21 protein-coding genes and 1 pseudogene are annotated in these 19,508 nt (G+C 62.3%); 14 read left to right on the top strand and 8 right to left on the bottom strand.

Going from position 1 to position 19,508, the window contains the following annotated elements; genetic code table 11:
* Positions 1 to 138: 138 nt before the first annotated feature.
* The 3 genes and pseudogenes from ASE48_RS33410 to ASE48_RS12975 form a co-directional block, all read left to right on the top strand.
* A pseudogene (locus ASE48_RS33410) lies at positions 139 to 460 on the top strand (nuclease); the annotation flags it as partial.
* Between the two features lie 436 nt (positions 461 to 896).
* On the top strand, positions 897 to 2,210 hold the full coding sequence (locus ASE48_RS12980; RefSeq protein ID WP_057167501.1) for a DNA cytosine methyltransferase: 1,314 nt from the start codon (positions 897 to 899) through the stop codon (positions 2,208 to 2,210).
* 179 nt (positions 2,211 to 2,389) lie between these two features.
* Entirely contained in the window at positions 2,390 to 2,776 is a 387-nt protein-coding gene (locus tag ASE48_RS12975; RefSeq protein WP_057167500.1) for a very short patch repair endonuclease, read from the top strand.
* Between the two features lie 107 nt (positions 2,777 to 2,883).
* On the opposite strand, the gene ASE48_RS12970 is transcribed toward ASE48_RS12975, so the two are convergent.
* Positions 2,884 to 3,579, bottom strand: a complete 696-nt coding sequence (locus tag ASE48_RS12970; RefSeq protein ID WP_200962142.1) for a hypothetical protein — start codon at positions 3,577 to 3,579, stop codon at positions 2,884 to 2,886.
* A 119-nt stretch (positions 3,580 to 3,698) separates the two neighbouring features.
* Between ASE48_RS12970 and ASE48_RS12965 the strand changes: the two genes are divergently transcribed.
* The 3 genes from ASE48_RS12965 to ASE48_RS12955 are packed head-to-tail and all read left to right on the top strand — an operon-like array spanning position 3,699 to position 7,787.
* Positions 3,699 to 5,105, top strand: a complete 1,407-nt coding sequence (locus tag ASE48_RS12965; RefSeq protein WP_057167499.1) for a hypothetical protein — start codon at positions 3,699 to 3,701, stop codon at positions 5,103 to 5,105.
* On the top strand, positions 5,105 to 6,934 hold the full coding sequence (locus ASE48_RS12960) for a DEAD/DEAH box helicase (protein ID WP_057167498.1): 1,830 nt from the start codon (positions 5,105 to 5,107) through the stop codon (positions 6,932 to 6,934). The genes ASE48_RS12965 and ASE48_RS12960 overlap by 1 nt, the downstream gene beginning before the upstream one ends.
* Positions 6,918 to 7,787, top strand: a complete 870-nt coding sequence (locus tag ASE48_RS12955) for a protein NO VEIN domain-containing protein (RefSeq protein ID WP_057167497.1) — start codon at positions 6,918 to 6,920, stop codon at positions 7,785 to 7,787. The genes ASE48_RS12960 and ASE48_RS12955 overlap by 17 nt, the downstream gene beginning before the upstream one ends.
* 134 nt (positions 7,788 to 7,921) lie before the next feature.
* Here ASE48_RS12955 and ASE48_RS12950 read toward each other — a convergent pair whose 3' ends face one another.
* From ASE48_RS12950 to ASE48_RS12920, 7 genes are all read right to left on the bottom strand, one after another.
* Entirely contained in the window at positions 7,922 to 8,770 is an 849-nt protein-coding gene (locus ASE48_RS12950; RefSeq protein ID WP_162264219.1) for a NaeI family type II restriction endonuclease, read from the bottom strand.
* A 426-nt stretch (positions 8,771 to 9,196) separates the two neighbouring features.
* Complete coding sequence (locus ASE48_RS33115; protein ID WP_200962140.1) at positions 9,197 to 9,574, bottom strand: hypothetical protein; 378 nt, start codon at positions 9,572 to 9,574, stop codon at positions 9,197 to 9,199.
* Between the two features lie 80 nt (positions 9,575 to 9,654).
* Positions 9,655 to 10,227, bottom strand: a complete 573-nt coding sequence (locus tag ASE48_RS12945) for a vWA domain-containing protein (RefSeq protein WP_082614153.1) — start codon at positions 10,225 to 10,227, stop codon at positions 9,655 to 9,657.
* A 23-nt stretch (positions 10,228 to 10,250) separates the two neighbouring features.
* A complete protein-coding gene (locus tag ASE48_RS12940; RefSeq protein ID WP_235571121.1) occupies positions 10,251 to 10,505 on the bottom strand; it encodes a hypothetical protein in 255 nt (84 codons plus the stop codon).
* 29 nt (positions 10,506 to 10,534) lie between these two features.
* Positions 10,535 to 11,296: a hypothetical protein gene (locus ASE48_RS32145; RefSeq protein WP_200962138.1), complete on the bottom strand. Its 762-nt coding sequence runs from the start codon at positions 11,294 to 11,296 to the stop codon at positions 10,535 to 10,537.
* Positions 11,297 to 11,382: 86 nt separating this feature from the next.
* On the bottom strand, positions 11,383 to 12,009 hold the full coding sequence (locus ASE48_RS12925) for a hypothetical protein (protein WP_156409172.1): 627 nt from the start codon (positions 12,007 to 12,009) through the stop codon (positions 11,383 to 11,385).
* Positions 12,006 to 13,409 carry an ADP-ribosylglycohydrolase family protein gene (locus tag ASE48_RS12920; RefSeq protein ID WP_057167491.1) on the bottom strand — a complete coding sequence of 468 codons (1,404 nt, stop codon included), beginning with the start codon at positions 13,407 to 13,409 and terminating at the stop codon, positions 12,006 to 12,008. The genes ASE48_RS12925 and ASE48_RS12920 overlap by 4 nt, the downstream gene beginning before the upstream one ends.
* A 65-nt stretch (positions 13,410 to 13,474) precedes the next feature.
* On the opposite strand from ASE48_RS12920, the gene ASE48_RS12915 reads away from it, so the two are divergent.
* The 8 genes from ASE48_RS12915 to ASE48_RS12880 all read left to right on the top strand — a co-directional run bounded on the left by ASE48_RS12915 (position 13,475) and on the right by ASE48_RS12880 (position 19,480).
* The gene (locus tag ASE48_RS12915) at positions 13,475 to 14,128 is read left to right on the top strand and encodes an NUDIX hydrolase (RefSeq protein ID WP_057167490.1); all 654 of its coding nucleotides are present in this window, start codon (positions 13,475 to 13,477) and stop codon (positions 14,126 to 14,128) included.
* A 91-nt stretch (positions 14,129 to 14,219) separates the two neighbouring features.
* Positions 14,220 to 14,849 (top strand): nucleotidyltransferase domain-containing protein, encoded by a 630-nt coding sequence (locus ASE48_RS12910; RefSeq protein WP_057167489.1) that lies wholly within the window; start codon positions 14,220 to 14,222, stop codon positions 14,847 to 14,849.
* Between the two features lie 2 nt (positions 14,850 to 14,851).
* Positions 14,852 to 15,241: a hypothetical protein gene (locus ASE48_RS12905; RefSeq protein ID WP_057167488.1), complete on the top strand. Its 390-nt coding sequence runs from the start codon at positions 14,852 to 14,854 to the stop codon at positions 15,239 to 15,241.
* A 455-nt stretch (positions 15,242 to 15,696) separates the two neighbouring features.
* Positions 15,697 to 16,296 carry a sensor domain-containing protein gene (locus tag ASE48_RS12900; RefSeq protein WP_057167487.1) on the top strand — a complete coding sequence of 200 codons (600 nt, stop codon included), beginning with the start codon at positions 15,697 to 15,699 and terminating at the stop codon, positions 16,294 to 16,296.
* Between the two features lie 61 nt (positions 16,297 to 16,357).
* Complete coding sequence (locus tag ASE48_RS12895; protein ID WP_057167486.1) at positions 16,358 to 16,672, top strand: DUF2563 family protein; 315 nt, start codon at positions 16,358 to 16,360, stop codon at positions 16,670 to 16,672.
* Positions 16,673 to 16,675: 3 nt separating this feature from the next.
* Entirely contained in the window at positions 16,676 to 18,175 is a 1,500-nt protein-coding gene (locus tag ASE48_RS12890; protein ID WP_057167485.1) for a putative alpha/beta hydrolase, read from the top strand.
* A gap of 19 nt (positions 18,176 to 18,194) precedes the next feature.
* A complete protein-coding gene (locus ASE48_RS12885) occupies positions 18,195 to 18,821 on the top strand; it encodes a hypothetical protein (RefSeq protein WP_156409171.1) in 627 nt (208 codons plus the stop codon).
* An 89-nt stretch (positions 18,822 to 18,910) separates the two neighbouring features.
* Positions 18,911 to 19,480, top strand: a complete 570-nt coding sequence (locus tag ASE48_RS12880; RefSeq protein ID WP_057167483.1) for a DUF2510 domain-containing protein — start codon at positions 18,911 to 18,913, stop codon at positions 19,478 to 19,480.
* Positions 19,481 to 19,508 lie beyond the last annotated feature (28 nt).

The following is a 19,508-nucleotide window of genomic DNA, read 5'->3' as shown; positions in this document are numbered from 1 at the left end:
CTTCGAGGCGAACTCGCTGTGGTCGGCTTCCGCTCGCAGGCCCTGTACGGCTGCATGGTCACGTACGTCGAACAGCACCAAGGCCACGTCGACGTCGGTGCCACGTGCGACGTTCTGCAGTGCTGAAGAGTAATGTGGGCCCGTCGGCTGGCCCGCGACGGTCAACGGGTCGCGCTGGTCTGCTACTCCCACGGCCTAGCGTCCTACCTGGAACGCATCACCGGAACGTGGCCGCGCCGTCAGCGTCCCCCTAAGTAGGGGAGTTCCACGATCTCGGCAAGGTGTGGGGCGCGCCGACGGGGCCTGATCAGTCACTGCGCACCGAAGACACTGTGCAACTCTGGGAACATGACCTGCCTGCGCAGATGGCTGAGTTGGCAGCACAACTCGGACAGGGCACCGCTTCGACGCGACCGTTGTCGACGAGGCACAGGACTTCACGGACGCATGGCGGGGTCCGCGACATACCTCAAGCCTCAGGCACAACACCCGAGACATCTGTCAGACACGCCCTGGTCGATGCGAGGCTCTGGAGTTTATATCGGCAGTCGGGGATCAGGTGCGACGGTTGGGGCGAGTAGAGACCAGGTGCAAGGTGGCACAATGCTTGCCGTCGGCGGATCGGGTCGGCCTCCGGGGAGCAGCAGTCGGAGCTGCCCGAATCGGGGCGCTTCCTGTCTGCGAAGTGGTTGCAACGCAGCTCTTGGCTCGATTACGTGCATTCACGTGACACGGCAACGCTACGTTTGGCCCTCGTCAGTGAACGATGTCGCTGGAGATCACAACTTGGACCCGACCACGCAAGGGCGGAATGGGGAATTGTGAAGTCGGGAACCCGCGTAGGCGTCGGCGCGCGTCCCTAACGTGTCGGTATTGCCTGACAGAATGAGCCCATTATGGACGGGAAGACGCGCCACCGTGAGCTGACAGCTGTAGAGATTTGCGCCGGGGCGGGCGGGCAAAGTCTCGGATTGCACCTGGCAGGTTTCCGGCACAGTCTTGCCGTCGAACTCGACAGGGACGCGGCGGCCACTCTGCAGCGCAACCTGGTTCGTATCGCAGTCGACGCAGGACACCCGGAACCGGTGATCGCGATCGGTGATGTTGCCGACGAGTCGGTTTGGCGGCCGGAGGAGCACCAAGGCGCCTCTCTGCTTGCGGGGGGTGTCCCGTGCCCCCCATTCTCTCTAGCCGGCAAGCAGCTCGGGTCGTCGGACGAGCGCGACCTGTTTGCATGGGCGGTGGAAGCGGCCGGCCGCATGCAGCCAGACGCGGTGCTGCTGGAGAACGTCCGGGGGCTGTCGATGCCGCGGTTCGCTGGATACAGACAGGCCGTGCTTGACAGGTTCGCTGAGTTTGGGTACCGCGCGGACTGGCGTCTGCTCGAGGCTAAGGACTTCGGTGTACCGCAGCTACGGCCCCGCTTCATCCTTGTAGCGTTACGAGAGGAGTTTGCGCCCTACTTCACATGGCCCGAACCAACCCCTGCGATCCAGACAGTGGGCACGGCACTGTACGACCTCATGTCCGCGAACGGATGGGCCGGGGCCAATGACTGGGCAAAGTCCGCGGACCGCGTCGCGCCCACCATTGTCGGCGGCTCGAAAAAACACGGCGGTCCAGACCTTGGCCCTACACGAGCCAAGCGGCAGTGGCGTTCGATGGGCGTCGATGGACTCGGGATCGCTGACGCTGCCCCTGGCCCGGAGGTACCCTACGGCTTCATCCCGAAGCTGACCAATCCGATGGTCGCGCGCATTCAGGGCTGGTCAGGCCCCGGTTACGAGTGGGATTTCGGCGACAGCAGGAAACGCAAGACGGCGATCTACCGACAAATCGGCAATGCATTCCCTCCGCCGGTCGCCCGTGCTGTTGGGCTAGCGATCGCCTCCGCCCTCCGCAAGGAATCCCGTGCGGCCGACGACTACGGAGTGGGCACTCAATATCGCGACGAGGTCTATCGTGTACTGCGGGACCACGGCGGCTTCCTCTCGCTTGCTGGGCTGCGCAGGGCACTTGGCGGCGGACTAGAGGATGCTGAGATCGAGCGTCGTCTCAATTTCCTCCGCCGCGACTTCGAGATCGACATCCGTCAACGTGGTGAAAATGTCACCTACCGTCTGGGCGAGTGGCGTGCGTTCCGCGGCCAGGAGGGTCACGCTCGTCACGCCGCATTCGCTACGGAAAAGCTGCGTTCGAAAATCAGCTGAGCACAAGGAACCGCATCGACGGACAAGTGCCGTGCCCGGTGCGAATGCTGGAATTCGACCAGATCTTTCACGGGTTGCATGATGGATCCGTGACTGGGAGACCGACCCGAAGCCAGCGCACTAGGCGTTCGGAGTCCGCAGGATCGTCGTACGCGTCGACACCAGGAGTCCGTAGTCGGATGCAGCTGCAACGTACGCGTGATACGGCTCCCGAGATGGCAGTGCGCCGAATCTTGCATGCGATGGGTCTCCGCTACCGCGTCGACCGAGCGCCGCTGACCGGGCTGCGGCGCCGGGCCGACATCGTGTTCGGGCCGGCGAAGGTCGCAGTGTTCATCGACGGTTGTTTTTGGCACGGCTGTCCTGATCACGGTCGCCCGGAAACCAAAGCGAATCCCGATTACTGGTCATCAAAGATTGCGCGTAACCGCAATCGGGACGCCGATACCGATACGCGGCTTGCCGAAGCGGGGTGGAAGGTCGTGCGCGTCTGGGAACACGCGTCGCCTGTCGAGACGGCAGATGCCATAGCCACGACGGTGCGCGCCGCACGGAAAACAAAGTAGCACCGTGCCGGTTCGATTTGAGTAGCTGTGGAGCCGTTCGGTGCCGAAGAAGCGGTGCGTCGCAACGATAATGACCGAGCCGACCGTTGACCCGCCGTCACGTCTCTTTATTCAGTAGAACGCAGCCGCTCAGCGATATCGCTACGCATGTCGGACGGCACTCGAATGTACGCCGCCCATGCACGATCGAGCTCAGTCGCACCTCGGCGGCCCCGCTCTACCCATCGCAACAGGCGGCGGTGCTCAGCGGGGTTGAGCCCCGCGGCAGCGTCGACCGCGGCCTGTGCGCTGACAGGATCATCTGCTAGCCCTGCTCGGCAGCGCTTGCACTCGGTCACCAGTGCCTGCGATTCACTTCCGTCCACGCGGATTACCGTCCGTCGCGAGACTGCAAGGACACCGCTCATAACGCTGTCGTCGGGATACGTCTCGCCGCCGGCGATTCCGCATAGGGTGCACATGTACCCGTCGCGAGCTAGAACCGCCTGGCGTTCTTTACTAGAGACTGCTTTCTGTGGCGCGGCATTGCGGCGTGCGGTCGGATCCCAAACGGCGACGCCGGCCTTGACGAACCGTTGGTCCTCGGTGAGGAGCGATGCGTCCTCGGTGTTCGAGTACACGACCCACCCATAGTCACGCAGGTCGCGGATTCGGCGGTCAATTTGGGAAACACCGGGAAACGCGTCGCGAAGCTGGTTCTTTGTAAAAGTGTTTCCCTCGCCAACCACTTGCAAGAGCCAGAGTGCGCCGCGAACCATGGTTCCCGCCGAGTACCCAGGATCGTCCCACCTCGGCTGTTCCATGGCTGCTCCTCCCGTTTGCCAGGACACGCACCGTCCACGTCGCGTGACGTGTCGGTCCGAGGTGCAATGATGCACGCGAGCTGGTCCCAACCCAAATTCGCAGGTTTAAGGAGCACCCAATGCCCGGCTTCGGCATTCCTCCCAGGGGCGAAGAGATCAACAACATCATTACTCAACGTCTCAAGCAGGCGATGTCTGAGGATGGCGCAAAGGTCACGATCGACTGGCGCGGCGAACCTCGCCATCTCTACGTGATCTCAATGCCTGTTGACATGCTCTATTTCAACCCGGATACGCATCGGATTCGCGCACAAAGAACACTCGACCCGGCGCGGAACAAAGCTATCGAGGAAGACCCCTGGGGGCAGACCGCACAGGGATATCTCCACGACCTCCTTCGTCAGCGGCCGGCTAACCCGGACCAGACCGATCCTGACTACACCGCGCTCATGGATGAGCTCGACGACGCCGGACAGCGTGAGCCAGGAATCGTGAGTCCGCACGGGATTCTTGTCGATGGAAACACTCGTGCAGCGGCTTTGATTGACCTCGGCATCCAGAACATCAGACTCGGAGTACTGCCAGATGACACGTCACGGCAGGACATCAACAACGTCGAGCTGTCCCTTCAGCTCCGCAAGGATCGACGGCGCGACTATTCTTACATCAACCGTCTGATTGCAATCGACGAAGAACTGGGGCGCGGACGCACCGAAACAGACGTCGCAAGAGACTTCAACATCAAGCCGGCGACCCTGCAACGTGACCGCTGGGTCTACAGCTTGATTCTGAACGCTATCGACAGAAGCAAAGCCAACGATGGAACCGCCCTGCGTCTCATCGATTTCGAGCAGCACCAGGAAAAGCTGCGCGAGCTTCACCGCGACTATGCCAGGCTGTCGGTAACGGATCCCGAAGCCGCCAAGCGTCTACTCCATTCGCGGCTTGCTATGGTCCTGCTTGACTACCCGAAGACTTCCTTGCGTCTCGCCGAGTCCGACTTCTACGTACGGTATCTAGAAAGCCGGCTTCCCAGCGACTTAAAGTCGGGTGTGCAGGTTCCCGGCCCGGTATCGGTCCCCGGTATTCCGAACGTGTCCTTGCCGAGCCAAAGCAGCGAGACCGCAGCTGCTGAGGCTCTGACGAACCAGCTGCTCAAGGCAAAGGCGGTGTGTTCGAACGGCGACAGTGCGACACCCGCAGAGGTCGAAGTGGCGTCGACCCTCATGAAGAAGGCACGCGAAACCTTCGACGTTGCGGTCAAGCTCGCTGGTCAGAATGCGGAACTAGTGAAACGGCAGACGGCGGTCCCCGAGCGTCTAACCGATGCAGCTGATTACGTCACGCAGTGCGCGAATGAGTTTGCGGAAGCGAGGTCTAAACGTGCACTCGACGACGAGGCGTTCGACGACGCTCTCATTGTGCTGCGCGACAGCCTCGTTAATCTCGGTCGGCAGGCCGGGCGCACATACCCGACCCCAGGGGAAGGTGTCGCCTGGCTCCTTGATGCCATCCGGGATAAGTAGTGGTCGCCTTCGAACCTAGCCTCACGCTCGGCTTTGCAGCCGAGGTGACGCGCGTGCGGTTAGCTTCGCGCCCTGGATTGGAGGACGATCTTCGCCGATTCGCAGCCAACTTCCAGACAAGCATTCAACGGTCGCCTGGCAGTATTGAGATCGAGATCGACGACCTCCTGACCAACCTTGAGACGCTGAACCGGTGGCCGCACACGGCACCCGGAGAGGTTACCTGGGACGCGCAGCTGCAAGCGCTTGTGGTGGATTCGCTTCAGGACGCTCAGACTGTGTCCGATCGCCTTCGTACACCGGACATCTCGGTTGAGGCAAATGCTGATTCGGTTCTTGAGATCCTGGGCCCAGAGTGGAACGCGGATCTCACTTCGTTCCAGCGCCGTGACATCGCGAAGTTGCTGTTGTTGCGGCACGGTGCGAACTTTTCCGTACCCGGTGCTGGCAAGACCCGCGTTGGTTTAGCAGTATTCCAGGCACTTCGGAGGCGCGAAGGACTGGAGCGATTGCTCATCGTTGGGCCCAAGTCCAGTTACGGTTCGTGGCAGTTCGAAAATACAGAGTGCCTGAGCCCGCCTCTTTCCATGGAGATTGTCGACGGGGCCCCGGCGGGCACCTCCGACGCGCTCGTCGTCAACTATGAGCGACTCCCCAACATGGTCAACTTGCTCGGCCGCTGGCTTGCAGAGAGGCCGTCGATGATAATTCTCGATGAGGCCCATCGGATGAAGCTTGGGGCCGACGGTGCTTACGGTTCAGCATGCCTCGCATTGGGCCCCCGAAGCCGACGTCGCCTAATTTTGACCGGCACTCCCGCGCCGAACGGCGTGAAGGACTTAGAAAATCTCTTCGGATTCGTGTGGCCAGGGACCGGTCGACGAAGTGTTCTCCGGGCCGTTGGCGGCGGTGACCTCGCCGCGGCGAGTCAATCTCTCAGACCTCTTTTCGCCCGCACGACCAAGGGCGAACTAGACCTACCGCCGGTCGAAACTTCGCTGCGGCGGATCCCGCTCCCACCACTTCACGCTGAGATTTACGCGGCTCTCGTTGGGCAATTCTCCGCCAGGGCTACCGGGTTCGAAGGTGACTTCCAGGCCCTAGGCAAGATTTTGATGTATATGTTGATGGCTGCGACCAGCCCAGCGCTTCTCGCAGTCGGGACCACCCGCTACGAGCCGCTGTCCTACCAAGTCCCGCCTCTTCCTGTCCCAGAACGGTCTTCGCTCTATCGACTGATGCAGGATTTGCCGGCTTATGAGATGTCCCCTAAGTATCAGGAAGTGCTCGCTATTGTTCGGGAGAATGCAGCTCGCGGACGGAAAACCCTTGTGTGGTCGACATTCGTCAGAAGTCTCAAGACACTGGAGCGGGTGCTAGCCCAGTTCGGTCCAGCAGTCGTACACGGCGGCACCCCTGATCGTGAAGGCGAAATCCGGCGGTTCCGTACAGATCCGGCCTGCATGGTTCTGCTATCCAACCCCGCCACCCTCGGAGAGGGAATCAGTCTGCACCATGAGTGCCACGATGCTGTGTATGTAGACCGAGACTTTGCCGCGGGGCGCTTCTTGCAGAGTCTGGACCGCATTCACCGTCTAGGGCTGGCTAAGGACGTCACGACAAATATCACAGTGCTTGTGTCGGAGAACACGATCGACGAAGTGGTTGCCGTGCGACTCGCAGACAAGCTCACGTTCATGGGCACGATTCTCGACGACCCAGCAGTGCAGCAGCTCGCTGATCTCGAGGAGGAACCTGCAGTCGGCGGTGGTCTCGACCGCGGCGACCTTGAGGCACTGATGGGGCACCTACGTGCGCCTTCCGCCTGAACCAATCCTGCTAGCCGCCAAGCGTTGGTTGGAGCTACTTCCGTCCAGCGGCGGCATTCCGCGTGCTCAGTCGTTGTTGACCAATCACTCGCGTTATAGCGACCTGACTCCTACGCAGTATGCGAGTGCCTTCAACTGGATTCGGGAACTCGGCCTTCTGGAGACAATGGGATCGACGGTCCCGCCTGCGAGTCAGGTATTGAGCGCGATCTTTGAGAAAGCAGCCCCGCCTTGGGTCCAGGACGCCGATGAGCTTGTCCAGTCGCCGGACGAGTTACCTGACGACGTCGTGTCGGCCGGGCTCACGCTGGGGTTGGACCCTAATGCGGTATACGGGCAGTTGGTTTCCAGCTGGGGCAAGGTGGATACCGCCGCGCGAGAGAGAGTGGGCAAAGCAGGAGAGGAAGCCCTCGTCGCCCTTCTTCGCAAGAACGCAGACTGTGTAGTCGAACATGTTGCATCATGGTCTGACGGGTTTGGGTACGACATCGCAGCGTCCTTTGGGCGTATGTCTGCCCATCTAGAGGTAAAAAGCACCAATCGCCGCGGCCGGTTCACCGCCTATTTGTCACGTAACGAGTTCAACGTGATGCTGCGCGATGACCGCTGGACACTTGTCGCCGTGCGACTAGATTCGAATCTTGAGATCACGGACGTGGGCTCTGTGCCTGGGGACTGGATTCAAGCCAACGTGCCACGCGACGGGGGGCCGTACGGAAGTTGGGCATCTTGCAAACTGGAGTTCCCGGACCGAGTGATCGTTGACGGGATACCGGCGCTGGGCGTGTGGTTTTCAGGTTCTTTCCCTTCCTGGTCCACTGTCCTGGAGGTTAAACCGGGTGCCAGCTGGTGAACACACGATGTAGCTGGCAGAAAACGCCGCTCCACCCTCTGGGTGCCACACCTCGACCGTGGGTTCAGCCCGGACGGGATATGAAAAGTGATCCTTCCCGAGTCATAAGTGCTCAGGTCGCAGCTGCCGTCCCCTTAGGAATCCTGGAAGTCCCCGGCGTTATACCCAATTGCTGCAAGCTTGTTCTCTGGAATAGCAACCCACCCTTCGTTTGAGATGTCGTATCCCAATTTCATTGCGGCAGATCTCTGTTCGCGCCACGTCCCGACGAGCACAACCAGCTGATGTTCGGCGAGCACCCATTGTTTCGCTTGACGCGCACGTCTCATCACGTCCTGTCTGGTTGCTCCGACTGTCTCAATCGTTGTGCGCGGGATCACGATCTCCGGGAGATAGCCGAACAAGGCCGTTAGCCGTCGAACCTGTCCTTGCGGGCCAAATACGACGCTGAGTTGCTCCTGGCCTAGCAACCGCAGGGGTTCCGGCGGTAATTCAGTCCACGGCGCGACTTTCAGCGCATATTCGCGGACGGCGTCGGCTCTTGGCGTCCTTTTCTGGTCGCGATTACCCTTAGTGAGCCACGCGCGATGAGTTCTCATCAAGAAGGCCCTGAAGCGGTGCCCGATCGCGTCTATCTCTACCATTAGAGTGATTTCACATTGTCCTTCTCTAGGAATCATCCAAGTCTTTCTAACGGTTCCCTTGATTTCAACGGGGATGCCAGAAATTGTCGTGTCAAGCGGGGGCTCCTTCTTCAATTTGAGCTGCTCGATCACGTGATATTGAAGTTTTGTGCCGACCGAAGAGCGTTCATCGGAGTCGACCTTGGGGCTGGTCAGATCGAAACGCCAAGTGCGTGCGCCGTCCAATACATACCTAATCGAAGCATCGACGGCGTGCATGAGTTTGTCGGCTGCCTGCTGCTGTCGCAACCATTCATAAACTTCTACAAGCTCAACGTCCTCATTTGGGCCGACAATCAAGTGCGGAATTTGGGGCCCTATCTTGCGCGAATCTGGATAGCAAGTGTCGCCGGGAGTCGGTATGTGGCTAGCGGACATCTGTAGATTCTTAGCCGGCTGTGACTTCTGCAACAACGGCGGGTCTGCTCTGCACTTGCCCAAGGCGACCGGAACTGCATGAGTGCAGCCGTATTCGACGATGCGCTCTACCTGGGATGTTTAGCCGGGCCTGACTCGTCCGTCAGCACGCGCAACGATCTGCCGACTAAAGGTCTGGACTTTGATTCCTTCGCGGAGGTTGTTCCTTGCGAAGACTTGCCGTCGAAGTTCCTGATGTGTCTGCGGACGATCTGAAACGCATTCTTCGTCCAAAGCGTTGCCCGACCTTGGCGCGGCTCGATAACTACCCGATAGCGAAGATTCTTGGCGCTCGCGTGGCGGCAGCGCTCAAAGAGTGCCAGCGACCGCACGCGTCGGGGAATATCGTCGTGCGGCTGGGCGCTCGTTCTGGGTGCTCCCGGCAACCTGGAGTTTGGCGACGGTGAGTACCCACTCGTTGTAATCGAGGTACTCGCCGCCCCAGTGCTTACCCCAGAATTGCTCTGGCAATTTCCATAACTGGCGACCTGGCTCCGTCAATGAGGTGAACTCATTGACTCGGATCATGAGACCACCATCGGTGGAACTGCGCTTCCGGTAAGCGAAAGCGCCGAACGGGCTGACCCCCGCCTGTGGCGGAAGATTGGGATCGAATTCGACCACGACATTCTCGTTCCCCAGCCGACGATAGAATGAGTGCAGTCGTCTGATCTGGTCTGCAGACATGCCAACCCCCTTGGTCACGTAGACTCGGCGTGGTCGCGCAGACGTTTGTAAGCGTGCGGCTTTGCGATGTTTGTCGCTTGTCACCTAAGCCCATTCTTTGAGCGACGCCTCACGTGGAGTCTTTCGGCCGTTGTAGGTCTGTTTGTGCCACGACACTGCTTGCCAGCCTTGACTCCGAGGCCTTTACCGACCTCTACGGCATCCTGATCGGCGCCCATGTAGAGGAACTCCCATCCGAATTGGTTGGTCTGCTGCTCGACAAGCGACTTGATCGCGGGCCGGCTCCATTCGTGGCTGGCGTACTCCATGCCGTCGGTCATGATCGCGACGACCACCGAACCTGGCTTGTCGTCCTCGCCGAGTGCGGCGATCTCCGCCGCGGTGTCAGTGATCAGCTTGCCCATGGAATCCAGCAGCGCGGTGCTGTGGCGCGGATTCAGTTCCAGCGCAGTCACTTCATCGACGGGAACGGCGTGATAAACGACCTCGTACTCGTTGTCGAACTGCGCCAGCGTGACGCGGCATTCGCCATCGCCCGCGCGCTGATCGTTAAGGAATGCGTCGAAACCGCCGACCACGTCGGACTTGATCGATTGCATCGATCCGGAGCGGTCCAGGAGGAAGGCGATAAGGGTGAGATTCTGATTCGGCATGGTGGATACCTTTCGGTTGTTGGCTAGCGAGGCTTGCTGTTCCGGCGCGGCTTGAACCGCATCGGCTCGGCTGGGGGAGCGGGTGGCAGTGGAGTCTTGGCGTGCTTGTCGTTACGGGCGCGTTTGACGTCTTCGGCGGTGATCCGGTCGCCACTGCTGACGTACGGGCTCAGCCTCGGCGTGCTGGCGAGGCGTGGGCCGACCGCATTCTCGGTGAGGCCTGCACTTTTCCCGGCCGCCGCGATCGACATCTCGTCGTCGACGACGGCACGGGCCAACTGCTCGTCGAGCAGTTGGCCGACCTGCGTCAGGACCGACCGAAGGTGTTGTAGCGCTTCGTTTGCGGATGGAGCGGTCTCGGCGTGCGTGAGGTCTGCGCGGATGCGTTCGTACCGGCTGGGCATGTGCCACCATACCGCATAATATGCGGAATCCGCAATAACTGCGGATTCTGATTCTGGTCATTTTTCAGTCGCTCACTACTGGCACGAGGCCCGAGTGGTCGGTCTCGCCCGCCAAGCACGGGGCGTGGTCGAACGCGCAGAACCGGATACGCTGCGCGAGATCCGGCCCTGCGTAGACACAGTCGAGCCGGAAGCCGTTGTCCCCGGGCCGGCTGAACCAGGAGTACTCGCGGACATCGGGATGCAGCGATCGCCACATATCGGTGTACCGAGGCGATCAGCCGTCCGGGCATCTCCGGTCCGATGAACTTGGCTCCCCGCGGATCCTTGTCGAGATCATTGGTGCCGGTGTTGAAGTCGCCGATCAACAGGTCGATGACATTCGTGGTGGCGTCCCGGATCAGCGTCTCCCAGAAGGGGAGCTTCGCGGTGTTCTGCGGCATGTACACCCCGCATACGTAGGCGCCGTCGATCTCGGCGCACCACAGATGTCGCGGGTCGAGCGATTCGCTGAACGCCCAGGATCGCTCGATGCCGATGCGCGCGGCGATCAGCACGGTGTTCACCTTCGGCCCGACTGCGGGATGCGAGGTGTCGTAGCCGGCCCGCTCAAGTCGGTCGATCAGCCGCGCGCCGACCGCGTTGGTGCGGAACTCGGTGACCACCAGGAACTGAGCTGACGACGACCCGGCAGCTGCGCGTTTTTCTGGACGGAACCCCCGGCGTTGGGGCCGGTGTACAGGCCGTCGGGTTACCACCACGAAGGCCATTGCGGATCATCGGAATTGATCCCGCCCCGCAGCGCCGCATTGACCTTGTCGAGGTAGCCGCCCACGGCCCACCGGTCACCGTAGAGATGCATCTCGCTCCGGGAAGTCGGCCGCAGTTCGACGACCCGACGGCCGTAGCGCTGACGCAAGAGCTTCGCAACCTGGTTGAAGCGTCCATACCCCTCCCAGTAGCACGCCTCCCGCCACAACTCGCGGTCACCGTGGCGCAGTACGGTGACGGGCCGGTCAGTGTCGGAATGGTCGGTGTCCCAATCGATGACGAGCTCGTCACCGTCGATCTCCGGCAATTGGCCAGGCGTGCGCAACTCGGTGGCCGAGTCCTCGCGCCACCGCTGCTCCTGCGCATCGATGCGGGGAATCTCTGCGATTGCCTTCGCATTTCCGGCCGCCGCGGCCTGGCGTGTGTCGGCGGCGGTCGGGAACGGGATGATGAGAAGCATCGTGCCGCACTGCGGGCAGGTGACATCGAGCAGGTCGCGGTGCTGCTCCATGCCTCTGCTGGGCGGCCCGACCCACCCGCACTGAGGGCAGGTGACCGGATCATCCTGGCGTGCCGTGAACTCCCAATACGGGAGGATCGTGCTCATCGGGGTAGCACCGCCGGGCTCAACCGCCACACTGCCTCCCGGAACACCGGGTTCGGATTCGCGTTCGGCAATACCGCCAACACATCTGTCAGCGCACCGTCAGCGCCACGTCGCATGCCGTACAGCGCGGCGACCGTCGGTGTGCGGCTGAGTGCCTCCACGCAGTGCACCAGCACGGTGCGGCCCTGGGCGCGAAGGGCTTCGATGGTGCGCACCGTGTCGAGTAGGACGAAGTCCAGGTGCGGGTTGTCATCCGGCTCGGTGCTGTCGATCAATCGCACCTCCACATGCGGCATGCCCACCGGCACGTCCCGGTCGGCGATCCGGCACAGCGATACCACCGCATCCACCCCGGCCGGCAGCTCCCGCAACGCGCCGACGGCGCCGATCAGCACACCCGGGTCATGCGGATGCACCGCCAACGCGCCGGTGCGATACCCGGTGTAGTCCGGCTGCGCCGGCGTCCTGCCGGCCGTTTGGATGGTCGCGGCCAGTCGGACGAGGCCTCGCGCGGTCATGCCTGGCCAGCCGTGCAGCAGATGCCGCCACTGCAAAGGGACCGCCGACGCGCCGTACGCCGCGCCGATCAGGCCGCCGGCAATCGCCGCGACGGTGTCGGTGTCGAAACCACAACGCACAGCCGCATCGAGCGTCCGCGCGAGATGTTCGGGTCCGCCGTCCCTTCGAGTGGTGACAATCGCCGACCACGCCGCCTGTAGCGCCTGCACCACCCAGCCGTTCTTCGGGAAGTCTGACGGCACTGACCGCTCGGCCTGCTCGATCCGGTCGCGCCAGGCCTCACGACGTTCGGCAACGATGTGCGGCAACCCGATCCGGACTTCCAGCTCGGCCGTGAGCACCGCATGCCGGATGGCGCAGCACCACAACACCGTCGCGTCGGCGGCCTCCGGATCGAAATGCGTCAGCCCGCTGATCGCCCGCGCCGCCTCGACCATGGCGTCCTCGTCGTCGAGGTAGGCCAGCGCGACCGGGGCGGTGCGCATCAACGAGCCATTGCCACCGGAACGCCCCGTCTGGGCATGTACCGTGTGGGCGGCTTCTCGTGCCCTCGCAGCCGAGGCGCCTCCGCACCGGTTGAGTACGGACCGGGTCTGGATCCCAACATCTTTGGCGGTCCGCGACCAGTCGTACCAGCGCGCGACGATGGCGTCCTGCGCCGCCTCGTCGCGCAGATCGACACCGGTGGCCGCGACCTCCGCGATCGCGATGGCCATCGCGGTGTCATCGGTCCATTCGCCCGGCTCCCACGGCCCGCCGCCTGCCATCTCCACGGGCAGTTGGGGTCCGCGCGGCGGCTGGAACTCATACGGCGCACCCAAGGCATCGCCGGCGGCGGTGCCCAACAGGACACCTTCGGCTCGATCATTGCGTGATGTCATAGCAGCCCCCTTGATTTGCGCAAATCTGCGATAATTGAGGGTTAACTGTACGCTGAGGCACTGACATGGCCAACGAAAATGCTCTGAACAGCAGCGGGCGGGCCCTTGCGGACTATCCGCGACCTTCCGTTGCCGTAGACACCGCGGTCCTCACACCCGATCCCGACCTGGGCCTGGCCGTGCTGCAGGTCCGTCGCGCGAAGGGCAGAGGCTGGGCGCTACCGGGCACGTTTCTACACGAGGGGGAGACGCTCGCCGACGCGGTGAAGCGCTCGCTGGCCGACAAGACGGGCATTCACGGGCTGGCGCCCCGCCAACTCCACGTTTTCGACGCGCTCGGCCGCGACGACCGAGGCTGGGTGTTGTCGGTCGCGCACGTCGCGGTGGTTCCTGCCGGCAGGTTGTCGACGCGCCTTACCGACGCGACCCGGCTGGTGCCGGTGGATGCGCCCGGCCGACTGGTCTACGACCACGCCGAAATCATCGACCTGGCCGTCGAGGACGCGCGTGAGAGTTACGCGTCGGCGCCGGATCCCGATCACCTGCTCGGGGAAGTGTTCACGCTGCGGGATCTGCGCCTGGTACACGAGGCGGTCGAGGGACGGGAACTGCAGCGCGACACCTTCCGGCGCGCCATGGAGTCGCAGTTGGATGCCACCGGTGATCGGGTCGCGGTCGGTCGCGGACGGCCGGCGGAGCTGTTTCGGCGACGAAGCTAACTTCTGCCGTCCGACGTCCAGGGGTGGCGGCGATGCAATAACCCAACTATAGTTGGGATGAGCCAACGATAGTTGGGCGAAAGGGGTTGTGATGGACCTGGGCAGCCCCCTCGCCACCGTGACATCCGCACTGGACGGAGATGTCCTGACAGTGCTCGCTACGCACAATGCCGCGTTCACGACGGGGCAGATCCACCGGATTCTTGGTGATTTCTCGGAAGAGGGCATTCGGAAAGTGCTTGCGCGACTGGTGAATCAAGGGATCGTGACGGCTGACCGAGTGGGCCGGACATTCGCCTACCGTTTCAACGTCGACCACCTGGCTGCTGGGCCAATCTTGCAGTTGGCGCGAATCCGATCGACCTTCCTGACGTCTTTAGAGGAACTTCTGTCGGCCTGGGCGCAGCCCCCCTTGTACGCGGCAGTTTTCGGCTCAGTGGCGCGCGGAACGATGAGTGCTGACAGCGACATCGACCTTCTGCTTGTCGGCGACGATGAGGCGGATGACATGTTGTGGTCTCAGCAGGTGGCTGATCTGTCCGCCACGGTGACGAAGTGGACTGGAAACGATGCGCGAGTTGTCGAGTTTCAAAGATCGGACCTTCCCGGTCTTGCGCGGGAGTCGGTGTTCCGCGACGTGGTCGATCATGGGTTGACGGTCGCCGGTGAACGAGCCTGGCTGCTTCGACAACTGAGGCTGGCGGAGAAGGCAGGAAACTGAACGTGGTCGGACGAAGCCGTGATTGCCCAGACGGATTCGGTGCCGGACGACTCCGCAAGGCGGGTGAATTCCTCGACGCTGCAGACATCGTCGAACAGGACATGTCGGACGCGGCGGTCAACCTGTATGTCCTTGCCGGGATAGCTGCTTCAGACGCGATCTGCTGCTCGCGGTTGGGCAGGTACGCAATCGGCGAGAATCACCACGAAGCGGTGGCGTTGCTGCGGCAGGCTGACGACACCCTGGAGCGGCATCTCAGCACGCTGCTCGGCGTGAAGTCCAAAGTGGCTTACACGCACGAGTCGGCCACGGCGACCGAACGGAAGAGGGCGCGGCGATCGGCAGAAGCGCTCGTCGAAGCGGCACGGCGGATTGCGGGCAGCCTCGGTTAGGCCCCTGTGAGCCATCATGTTCCGCTGCGGGCGATCAGAGTCATTGGCGAGTACATCGCGGGCGGTGGGCCGGTACAGCGTCGATGGTGTGCTGCTGGCTCTGACCATGTAGTTCTGCTTCGCACGCGCACGCAGAGGTCAGGCCGCGAGTAATCACCTTAGTTGCAACAGTGCGCAACGGCTGACGAAATAGTCCGACGATGGGTACTTCCTGCCGACACCATGAGACTGCCGCCGCTGAACCTCGGTTAGCCTTGGCAGCGGTTGGGGTCGGGTAAAGACGGGGTGGGGTTGATGATGGACAGGTCATCTCTTTGATGATTACGGGAGATGCACTGCGTCGCGCGACTGCGGCTGCGGCTGGCGTCGTTCTTCTGGTCGGCTGCTCGACTCCAGTCGACGGAACGTCAACGCCTAACACCAGAACGTCATCGGCTGAATCAACGCAGACTCAGGTGCAGGAGCCTTTTGCGTGGTTGACGGCGGTGCTGCCGACCGACTCCGAGCTTTCTGAGGCGCTGGGCTACCGGGTGACAGTCGACGGACCGCCGAAGGTCCGCAACGGTAAAAGGCTGCGGAACACATTTATCGAGAGCCGGGAAGTCGCGGAGCGCGACTGCATCGGTGTCGTGTCGCCTCTGGAAACCGACGCATACGGTTCGGCTCCCTTGGTTGCCGTCACTTTCGCCTCGGAGTCGGCTGCCACGTACGGCGCAGCCGCGTTCGACTCACCCCGCAATGCCGAGGAAACCTTCAAACGATTTGCTGACCAATGGCGAGCGTGTGCCGGCAGGACAGTGGTGACGGCATTCGGTGGAGTGGACATGCGGGACGCAATCTCAGATGTCCGTCTCGTAGACAGAATTGCTTCCGCTGTCATTACGGTCACGAGCGACGAGGGCTCCCCGGTGGTGGTCGGGCGCGCGCTCGGAGTGTCGCAGGATTGCATGGTGGAGGTCGAGCTGGTGTACGACGACCCGGCGGATCGCGGTCGGGCAGCAGAAAGTGCGATTCGTCTGGTCGAGGCGATGTTGAGCCGGGTAAAGAAGTCATGAAATTGGTGCGTGGTGCCGTAGTCCGCCGCTAGTAGTATTTGCCACGGACTGAGGGGGCCAAATGATTGTCGATGCGGATCTGCTTCGGATGGGTGCTGACTTCTCCGACAGCGCTGGCGCGATTGCCCGAAGGGGCGCGGCAAGTCTCACCGCTACTCAACTACCAGCGAACATCTTCGGCGACTTTGACGAGGCCGCGACGTTCCATCGTCGACTGTCACAGGCCCAGACTGTCTACGCGAACAACATGAGTGCGTACCAAACGACTTTTGCGCAGCTAGCCAGTAAGTCAGTGGCCGCTGCCAGCATGTTCACTGATGAAGACAGCGATAGCGCCACCTTGATAGATGGGGCTGCCGTCGAAGCGAGCAGTTAGCTCGTGGAACTTTCTTACCTCAACGTTCGACACCTGATTGAGCGTGCCGGTGGTGATCCGTGGAAGCTTGACGATACCGTCCAGAGTGGGTCGCCCGGCCAGATCAACGAGCTCGCGACCGCCTTCCACGACGCCGGTGTCTGCATGGGCGACACGAGCCAAGAGTTCAACGAAGCGAAGCGGCGATTTGAGGCAGCGTGGGACCGCCAGGACGGTGGTGGCCACCCGATCAACGATTCAGAAGAAGTGACTCGAGCTACGGCGTCGCTGAACCTGGACAAAGAAGAGCTTGCGCGGGTAGCGGTCGACCTTGGCAACATATCGGCCGCGCTGGCCGAGACCCAGCAGTCGTCACACTCAACAATCCAAGAACTCGAAGCGAGCCTCCAGCGGATCGACGATGCGATTGCCGCCGCCGTCGAGCAGGATGGCGTCGTCGTGGACGAGAACAACATCGCGCCGTTGAGGAACATGGCTGTCCAGGAAGTCCGTGATGCGCTCTCGAGCATTGGGAACTCGCGTGCCACGTATGCCGCCGAATTGGCGAGCGCAATGGACAGCATGCGTGCTGCGGGATATTTGCCCGACGCTGTAGATGCGGCCGACGGCGATGGCGTCAGCGGTACCGACGCTGCGCAAGGGGAAGCGGCCGACTACAACTTCCAACAACGGGCTGCGGATCTTGCTCTGGTTAACGGCGGTGGTCCGATGACGCCCGCGCGAGCGGCTGCCGCCGCCCGTCTTCGTGACTACGACACCATTCAGAACCCGGCGTCCGATCCGTCGGCGGTGAATCTCGCGGGTGAGCGACTGGACGATTTCCAGACATCGCGAGTGCCCGCGGGGAGCCTACCTCCCGACCCTGTTCTCGGCGCCGATCCGCAGCGGCGTGCACTGGTGCGACAGGAATGGCAGCGACAACTCGAGCAAGGCACGCCCACAATGCCGCCGATGACTCCAGATGAGGCCACCGCCTGGATGGATCAGCAGGAAGCGCAGGCGCGGGTTGTTGCAATGGATGCGATGGTCAAAGGGCTTGAAAATCAAGGATTGTCACGCGGTGCCGCTACGGACGTTGCTCAAGCTATGGCCCAGGGTGCAACCCTGAGGGATATCGCCGCGACCGCGGGACCTTTGAGTGAGATCAAGCAACTGGACGGTGCCCTATCGGACGGCAAGCACTCGCTGCCATGGGAGCGTTATTCGACAGCGGATCTGAAGGCCATTTCGGGCCTCGGACGAGTACTCGGCGCCGCAGGAATAGCGGGCGAATCCATTTTTGCACTCGACGACGTTCTCAACGGCGCTGCCCCGGGTAAGACTTTTGGTGGCCTAGCCGGCAGTCTGGCCGGTGGGGCAGGTGGCGGCGCTGGGGTCGGATTCCTCGGTGGCTTGGCGTTGGGTCCAGGCGGCGCGTTTGTTGGAGCAATAACGGGAGGACTGATCTTCGGGGAAGTCTTTAAAGCCGGTGGTGCACAGATCGGTTCGACTTTTGATCGCTGATCTCGGAGGAGTGCCGCCCGTGTATTGGTTGGGTGCCGGAGGCGCGATTGCGCTGGCAGGTCTCTGCACGCTCGGCTTCATTCCAAATGTCCGTTGGCAGCGCCGAGTATATTGGGCGAGTTGGCTTTTCGGAGCAGCGTTGATGGCATGCGCATTCATCGAACCTGGCTGGCGTATGGTCGGGGTGGTGCTGGCCGTCTGTCTCGCGGCAGCCGCTTGTTTTGCCTACTTCCGTACTTCATATCTCAAAATCGGCGGGCGAATTTACTCGTTCTGGATCGCTCGAACTCAACCTGATCCGCTCCCCGATGGCAGTCCCGCGCCTCCGGTGATCCCGCCGCCGGACTCGTACCGCGGCCAGGTAACCGCCGACGCGCAGTGGTGGCTAATGGCGGTTGCCAGCGTATGTGCTGGAGTGAGCGCACTCGTGCTGGGGATGTCTGGCGCGACGCTCGGCGTTGCGGCATTGCCGGTCGTATTGCTAGCCGGTACCGGGTTCATCGACTCGTATGACGGCTTCCCGATCGCCCGCCGACGGTGGGTGCAGCTTGCGCTGATCGTCGTCAGCTCCATCCCGGTCTTCCTGCTTCCGCCGATCGCGTACCTGATCGGCTACTACCTCGACGGACCCAGACGTCGCTCCTGACGGTCCTGCGGCTCCCAGCCGAACTTGTCGGTGGGCTCTGTCATTCTGTCCGGCTCGCTTGAGCACGAAGCGAATCGACGGAGGACACCATGAGCACACACCCCGGTTGGTACCCGGATCCGGCCGGTCAGCGCTATCACGACGGCCACCGCTGGACCCAGCACTTCACGCCCACCCCGCCTGCTGTCCCGGCGCCGCCGGCACAGGCCGTGGCGGTCGCGGTATCGAACGGCGGTACCAGCCACGGTCTGCATCTGGTGCTGACCGTGTTCACCTGCGGACTGTGGCTGCCGATCTGGGCCCTGGCCGCCATCTTCGGCGGGGGAGGATCGTCATCGGTGGCGGTCGCCGGCACCGGGGCGACCGTGCGCACCGCGAACTGGCGTCCGCTGATCGCGCTGGCGGTGTTCGGCGGGTTCTTCCTGATGGGTCTGATCGCCCAACACCCCTGGCTGCTCGCCGTTTTCGCGGTGATCGGCGTGCTGGCCGGTGTCGGATTCTGGGCGCTGAAAGGCGCGCAGCAGCGTGAGGAACAGGTGCGCCACGAGCAGTTCCAGCGCGACATGCTCGCGCAGCGCGCCGAGCATGAGGACAAGCTCTACCAACAGGGTGATCCGCGCGGAGTGCATGGTCAGTACCTGCCACCGGATTGCGGGTAGATGGCGCCGCTGCCGCGAGCTCGACCCA

It is taken from the genome of Mycobacterium sp. Root265, assembly GCF_001428895.1.
Classification (GTDB): Bacteria; Actinomycetota; Actinomycetes; order Mycobacteriales; family Mycobacteriaceae; genus Mycobacterium.
The sequence above is the reverse complement of the archived record's forward strand: the minus strand, read 5'-3'. Positions and strand labels throughout refer to the sequence as shown.